Annotated in this window: 4 protein-coding genes and 1 pseudogene; 2 read left to right on the top strand and 3 right to left on the bottom strand. The window is 49.3% G+C overall.

Going from position 1 to position 6,813, the window contains the following annotated elements; all coding sequences use genetic code 11:
* Positions 1 to 176: 176 nt before the first annotated feature.
* Both Q7V32_RS13405 and Q7V32_RS13400 read left to right on the top strand, forming a co-directional pair.
* Positions 177 to 1,805 (top strand): hypothetical protein, encoded by a 1,629-nt coding sequence (locus Q7V32_RS13405; RefSeq protein ID WP_304897491.1) that lies wholly within the window; start codon positions 177 to 179, stop codon positions 1,803 to 1,805.
* Positions 1,806 to 1,958: 153 nt separating this feature from the next.
* Positions 1,959 to 2,765, top strand: coding sequence for a PEP-CTERM sorting domain-containing protein (locus Q7V32_RS13400; protein ID WP_304897490.1), 807 nt, complete (start codon positions 1,959 to 1,961; stop codon positions 2,763 to 2,765).
* Positions 2,766 to 3,197: 432 nt separating this feature from the next.
* Here Q7V32_RS13400 and Q7V32_RS13395 read toward each other — a convergent pair whose 3' ends face one another.
* The 3 genes and pseudogenes from Q7V32_RS13395 to Q7V32_RS13390 all read right to left on the bottom strand — a co-directional run bounded on the left by Q7V32_RS13395 (position 3,198) and on the right by Q7V32_RS13390 (position 6,188).
* The gene (locus tag Q7V32_RS13395) at positions 3,198 to 3,479 is read right to left on the bottom strand and encodes a helix-turn-helix domain-containing protein (RefSeq protein WP_304897489.1); all 282 of its coding nucleotides are present in this window, start codon (positions 3,477 to 3,479) and stop codon (positions 3,198 to 3,200) included.
* 21 nt (positions 3,480 to 3,500) lie between these two features.
* Positions 3,501 to 3,701 (bottom strand): annotated as a pseudogene (locus tag Q7V32_RS20835) (type II toxin-antitoxin system RelE/ParE family toxin); the annotation flags it as partial.
* 552 nt (positions 3,702 to 4,253) lie between these two features.
* Positions 4,254 to 6,188 (bottom strand): metallophosphoesterase family protein, encoded by a 1,935-nt coding sequence (locus Q7V32_RS13390; RefSeq protein WP_304897488.1) that lies wholly within the window; start codon positions 6,186 to 6,188, stop codon positions 4,254 to 4,256.
* Positions 6,189 to 6,813 lie beyond the last annotated feature (625 nt).

Here is a 6,813-nt window from a genome sequence, read left to right as displayed (position 1 = left end):
AGGGGAGATTAGCAAGACAAGAGGCCATTTTATAGGTTAAAAGGTACAAAACACCGGCATAACATATAAATATTCGAATATTCTAATGCGTTTTCGAAAAAATAATCCTTCTCTCTATGCTATTCTCGGACAGGCTCCTAGCAGCTTTGGACAGCAAGGGCACGGAATTCTGGTTAATGTTCAATGAAAACCTTGGCTCACCCTCGCTGAGCTTGTTTATCACCGGAGATATTGCAACTTCTGGCACAGTGAGTGTGCCTGGTTTATCAGTGTCGGAAAATTTTACAGTAACACCCGGCGCGGTAACGACTGTAACGCTTCCCGCATCCGTTGCTGTGACAGGGACAGATAGCATTCAAAACAAAGGCATTCATGTTGTCGCTGATGACGAAGTAAGCGTCTATGGTCTAAATCGTGTTCAGTTCACAACCGATGCCTTTCTGGGACTGCCGGTCGATATCTTGGGTACGGAATATTTCAATCTGGGTTATCGGAACATCAACGTCCTTAATGCAACGCAATTTGGCATCGTCGCGACTGAAGAGAATACGTCCATTACGATTAACCCAACGGTAAACGCGGGTGCCGGTCGCTCGGCCAATGTTCCTTACACTATCATCCTGGACCAAGGCGAGGCCTATCAATTGCGAAGCACGTTAAGCTCTCCGGCTGATTTGTCCGGCACCCTGATCACGTCCGATAAACCCATTGCGGTGTTTGGCGGCCATCAATGCGCGAATATCCCGGCAGGAAGTGTTGCTTGCGACCATCTCGTTGAGCAATTACCGCCCACCAACACCTGGGGTCAATCCTTTGTGACGATGCCTTTGGCCACACGGTTACGGGGCGATACGTTCCGCATTTTGGCAAGCGCTGCCAACACTGAAGTCTTTATCAACGATGTCAGTGTCGCAACGCTGAATCCCGGTCAGTTTCACGAACGAATCATCGACGGACCAGCCATCATCACCGCAACCGGCCCGGTATTGGTTGCGCAATATTCCAACGGCTCGTCTTTCGACGGAGTAACTTCGGACCCGTTCATGATGTTGATTCCGCCGTTCGAGCAGTTTTTGGGTAATTACACGGTGACCACACCGGCCAGCGGATTTAATACTAATTATGTCAACGTGGTCGCACCGAGTGCGGCAGTCGGCGGCATCAATTTGGACGGTGCACCAATCCCCGCAGCCAGTTTTTCATCAATCGGATCTTCGGGTTTCTCCGGTGCACAAGTGCCTGTAAGTTTGGGCAGTCATAACCTAATCGGATCGCTCCCTTTCGGTGTCTTTGTCTATGGTTTCGACAGTTTCGACTCTTACGGTTATCCGGGCGGTCAATCACTCGCAGAGGTTGCAATTGTTACCAGCTTGCAACTGTCACCGCAAACCGCTACCAATCCAGTGGGTACGGAACATTGCGTAGACGGTTTGGTAACCGACCAAAATGGCGATCCGGTACCTGGTGTGCGTGTTGACTATAGCGTCACCGGTGTCAATCCTAACGCTGGATTTGCCAATGCTGACGTAAATGGTATAGCCCAATATTGCTATACCGGCAGTAATCCAGGTTTTGACTTCATTGAAGGTGCGGTCGGTGCGCTAACTGACAGCGTAACTAAGGAATGGATTTCTGGCGCCAGGGTATGCGATGCAAATAGAAATGGCGTAATCGATCGGGATGACCTCCGTCTGATCAGCCGGGCGCGCGGACAATTAGCCCAGCCAGGCGATCTGCGCGATGCCGATAGAGACGGCAGAATCACGCCGAACGACGTCAAAATCTGCACCACTCGTCTCGACTAAGCGGTTGCGGGAATAGCGGCTAACGAAGCGGGCTTCCAGCCCGCTTCAATCCAAATGATTCAAGTTCGTCTCGCAAGCGGCAGCGTTTGTATTGCCGCTGCGAAACACCAAACCAGTTTAAACAACATTTAAAAACATTAAGAGGTATAGATCATGAAACATTTAATACGTTACCTGTCGGCTATGTTGCTGGCATTGTCAATGAACGGCAACGCGCAAGCGGTGTCGTTAGGGACGCTCATTAACGAAAATCAATCGATACAAGTCGAAGATAAGTTGTTTAGTGATTTTTGGTGGGATAAAGATATAAGTGACTCTAGTTTTCAAAATTACGATTTTGACGGTCTGCTCAATTCCATTACGGTCACGGGTCTTGCTTCGACCCCCGGTCTGTTGAATCCCGGCTTGAGCTTCGTTACCAATGATTTATTGGTAACGAGCGACGGTTTATTTGAATTTATCGATCTGTTTTTCGGCTTCAAGGTGACGGTAATCGATACGGTACTCGGTCCTGATCTGTTCATCAAAGATAACAGCCTGACGATGTTAGCAGAAAGAACCGAATCCGGTGACAACGGCGTTTATATTCGCGAACAGGTCGGCAAGACGGAGGCTGCTGTTCGTAATATCTTGAGCGATGGCGATCTCGGCACCAAAGAAGTCGAGTTGAGTTGGCTGGACGGCGATTTGATCGGTCCGGGCGAAGACTCTCTTGATGTCGTAAATTTGGCCGATGCCGCCGCATTCGCACCGCAAAAAGAAGTGTATGTCAGCAAAAATATCCTGGTGTGGGCCGACAACGATGGCATTAATAACCTTCCGGTTACGGCAAGTCTGAACAGTTTCGACCAACGCTTCTCGCAAACAACGACAACGATTCCGGAACCTGAAACCTGGTTGTTGTTGTCGGTAGGCATGATGGGCTTCGTGTTCAATTTGAAACGCCGTAAATCGCTCTAAGCATTCTACAAACCGACCGGGTACAGGTACAGCCGGTCGGTTTGTGTTTTACTTCAATACCCGGCTTCAGCCATCCACGGAGTTTTACAAAAAAGGGGTCAGGTTGCTTTTTTGGGTCAAAGGTAGTCTGGTCGTTCAGGTGATCGGCGATATGCGGACGATTTGTTTAACCTAAAAAAGTGCAACTGAGAGCCTCAAACTGCCGTTCGACCTGAGATTGTTGAGGGGTGAAGGGTATTTTGAGGTTTCACCAAGCCGGTGACAGTATTATAGACCCTTCATGTTTAGACTTGGCTCAGCACGAACGGGTTTACAAGACACATGCCAACTGCTCTTTTTTGATTAGCAGTTTTCATAATGAATTATCCTTATAAAGGAGCCTGACCAGTATTAACCCCGGAAAAACATGCCACGGTCCATTCTGCAGTATTATCATGCCGCCCCTCGCACCCCTATCACTATATGTAAACCGGCTGATGCGGCCATATTGACTAGGGCATCTAGACCAAACAAATTGTTCTTGCCGCGAATAAGATCAGAGAGACGCGGTTGGGTAACGCCGAACAGTTTGGCGGCCTGCGCTTGATTTAATCCAGTGCGGGTAATATGCTCTCTTAAAATCCCCATTAGAGTCGAACGAAGTTTCATGTTCTCGGCTTCCTCTAGCGTTTTTTCGATAACGTCCCACACACTGGAAAATGGCTCGATGTTCATTAGGTTAGCTCCTTTAGTAAATTACGACAGCGTTTGGCAGCTAAATTGATATCTGCCTGACTGGTTTTCTGGGTTTTTTCTGAAAACAGTGCACCAGATAGAAGTGTTGGCAAATTTGGCGACATAGAGCACGCGAAATGCTCCGGTTTCGTCGCGAATTCGAATTTCTTTAACCCCATGACCAACCGTATTCATTAGTTTCCAGTCGCGTGGTTCGCAACCATGCTGGCTAAGTCGAGCTGATAATCCGCTTCACGGCGCACGGAAATGGGAAATGCGCGGAGGTCTTCAAGAGCGCTGCCCAGGATTTGATAGGCTTGGGATTAATCATACGATGAAATATATACTTCGCGCGGCCACATTTGCGGATTTCTGACGCGCTCTTTTGTCCGATAGCAGCGTTGCGAAAACAGTTACATAGCTTGCTATGCGCCTGTTTCCGCGCCTTGCTCTCGAACAAAATAGCCCTGCCGGAAAGACGTTGTTGCTGAAGCATCTTTATAATCAGGAAATATTATATTTTTCTACAATTATTTTAAAACCAATTGGCTGGAAAAAAGTGGAAAATGAGGTAGTAAAGTTAGCCACGGACAAAAGCTTGCGATACCAGTAGCGGGAGCGATATAGCGGATGGGTAGGGGGCTGCAGGGTTAACTAGGCTAGAAGCGACGCAGTCATGCTTGGGAATTGCAAGCCGATCCGCACGGCCCATTAAGAATCTAAGCGACCGATAGAAAGCGCTGGAACGGAAGCCAGCGCTTTCAGATTGAGTGATTAACGTTTAACTCTCGAGAAACCCAATAGGCCTAACAAACCACTGCCCAACAGCCAAAGGGTAGGTGGGAGTGGGACCGGCTTAACGGAACCATTTTCGGTGATGAATAAACTGATCTTATCGCCGTAAACGCGGCGCTCGGTGCCCAGCAGATTGTAGTTATCGTCCAGCAACGGGAAGCTGTAAACCGGGATTAACTCCAGTAAATCGTAACCGTCGTCGCGTTTATAGAGATTGACTTCCAAATGGCCGTAATGCTTGCCACCTGCGACCAATTGCTCGACACCGTTGATGATGTCCCATACTTCGGCTTCGTGTTCGTCGGCGGACCATTGACTGAACGGATTGTACTGTAGACGGTTATTGTCGAAGCCGGGGCTGTTTCTTCTTTCGCCTCTCAGTCCATCGCCCGCGACACCGACATCGTAGTAGTAAACACCGATGCCGTCGCCATTTTCATCAACGAAACTTCTTTCAAACATTTCACTATGACCGCTTAATACGGCCGCGACGCCGAATTGTTCGAACATCGGTTGATAGTGACGCATCGGTGTGCCGCCCTGTCCGCTGGATTGTTGATGATTCATCGGAAGTCCGTGTTCGCCATCGCTGTAAGGCGCGTGATGAAATTGCACGAAAATGACTTGTCCTTGTTCCCTTGCCTGTTCAAGCTGGGCGCGCGCCCATTCCGATTGGATTGAGCCGGGGTTGAAATCGGATAGATCATTACCGCCGAACGACTCGTATTGCTCTCTTGAAAAATTATTTTGTGTGTCGGTGCCGGGGCCGGTATATTCTTGACCGGTCAACTTCGGTGGCTGACCCGTTCCGCCGTAATTTTGCGGGCGGTCATCGGGCTCACCATTCGAGCTGTCCAGCGTGATGATTGTGACCGGGCCGTAGTCGGTCCGGTAATAATTTCCTTGGTGATTGGGTGTACCGTTTTCCGGCATATCGAAATAGGTTTTATATTTTTCCCGTCCGAATTTCGGGCCGAACACGTTGTTGCCGAAAGTAGGATCATTAAACGTCCCGTAACCGCCGTTCAAGGCACCGAAGTTTTCCCAGTTGCCCAGTGCCGGAAGTATCGCGCGTTTGGTCAGCACGTCGTCGAATTCTCCGGCATTATGTTTAAAGAACTCATCCCATCCCGGTTGGTAGCCGCCGCCTTGGACCAAATCGCCTGGCATCATAATAAAGTCGGGATTGCGCGAGTCGATGATGGCCAAGTTCTGTTTATAGCCTTCGGTTTCAGTGACAGCGTAGCGTAAAACTTGGTTTGCGCCACTGCCGCTGGTGCCGAATTGCGTCGCCCATTGGCTGTTGGACAAGGAAGGGCGGCTACCTGAGGCGATTGTTCCGGGCTGCCATTCTCGGTGCGTGGCTCGGCCCAACGGCTCGGTCTCGCTGTCGGCCATTGCGATGAAGCGAATATGGCTCCAGTCTTGCGCGGTCGGCGCCGTTTTGAATTCACGCGTAAATACGCTGTCGCCTTGAGTGACCGTGTAGGTGTAGGTGCTGTTGGGTTGTAATCCACGGACATCGACCGAATGTTTGTAGTTGTCGTTAGAGGACAGCCAAGAGCCCTTGTCGAGACCCGTGATCGATTGATTGAGTTCCGCTTGGGTATATTGAAGCTTCGCTTGATACGAGGGCGAACTGCCGAAATGCAAAGGGTTTGCCAAACCGGGGCCGTCGATCATAATCGAACCGTTCTGATTCGTTTCAGTAAACCAGGTAAACAGCATGCCGTCCGTGCCGGGCTGCTGCAGGTAAGGCAATACCCGGAAATCCTCGAGCGCGAATGCATTTTGTGCCGTGCCGAAACCCATCAAAGTCAGGGCGATTACGGAGCCCAAAGCCTTGCGGGAACAACTGCGGGTAAACGAAACGTTGTTCGTGACTACCATAGTATGTTCAATTTTGTTATTCATTGAGTGATCTCTCTTTATAACCAAACATGGGAGAAAAATGAAAAGGCCGGGATTGTCGCTGCAGAGCATCGGCCTCTTGATGGAAGGTGACAAAGCCGCACCCGCCCGGCAAGCCGAAACTAAGGGTGTGAACTGCGTCACAAAATGCACTGTATGTTCGAAGTGTGAAAAAACTGTTAACGTTTGGTAACGGTTATGTGAAATGTGATACGTCCCTGTTGCATAAACCTTCAATTACCTTCGCAGCTATTCAAGGCGGGCATGTTGTTATGCAAAGTATTTCCTGATTATAAATTAGGCTTCAGCAACAGCGTCTTTCCGGCAGGTCAAACGCATTAAAACACCATAGAAAATCAGATAGTTAAACTATTCGTTTTTCCGGATTAACTATAAGATTTGGTTTATTTGAAACCTAAAAAAAGGCTTTGTGTCGCTATCGCGACGCTTAAGTGGAGTCGGTTCGCGGACCGACAACCGCGATACTGCTACGAAACCCATCCCTGGGTTTCGCCCTTCGGGCCAGCTAAAGCTGTTCAAAATCGTTCCCGCCGATTTTGTCTTTGCTTGTCCAAAGAAAAGTATCCAAAAGAAAAGACACCCGGAGGCCGCTGCATCCTGCGCGCTG

This window comes from Methylicorpusculum sp. (assembly GCF_030651835.1).
In the GTDB taxonomy this organism is placed as follows: domain Bacteria; phylum Pseudomonadota; class Gammaproteobacteria; order Methylococcales; family Methylomonadaceae; genus Methylicorpusculum.
This window is presented reverse-complemented; position numbering and strand designations above follow the sequence as displayed.

Bases quoted from the DNA above. Each gene is read 5' to 3' on its own strand.
- Q7V32_RS13400 (WP_304897490.1), top strand. From the start codon at position 1,959: ATGAAACATTTAATACGTTACCTGTCGGCTATGTTGCTGGCATTGTCA.
- Q7V32_RS13390 (WP_304897488.1), bottom strand. From the start codon at position 6,188: ATGAATAACAAAATTGAACATACTATGGTAGTCACGAACAACGTTTCG.
- Q7V32_RS13395 (WP_304897489.1), bottom strand. From the start codon at position 3,479: ATGAACATCGAGCCATTTTCCAGTGTGTGGGACGTTATCGAAAAAACG.
- Q7V32_RS13405 (WP_304897491.1), top strand. From the start codon at position 177: ATGTTCAATGAAAACCTTGGCTCACCCTCGCTGAGCTTGTTTATCACC.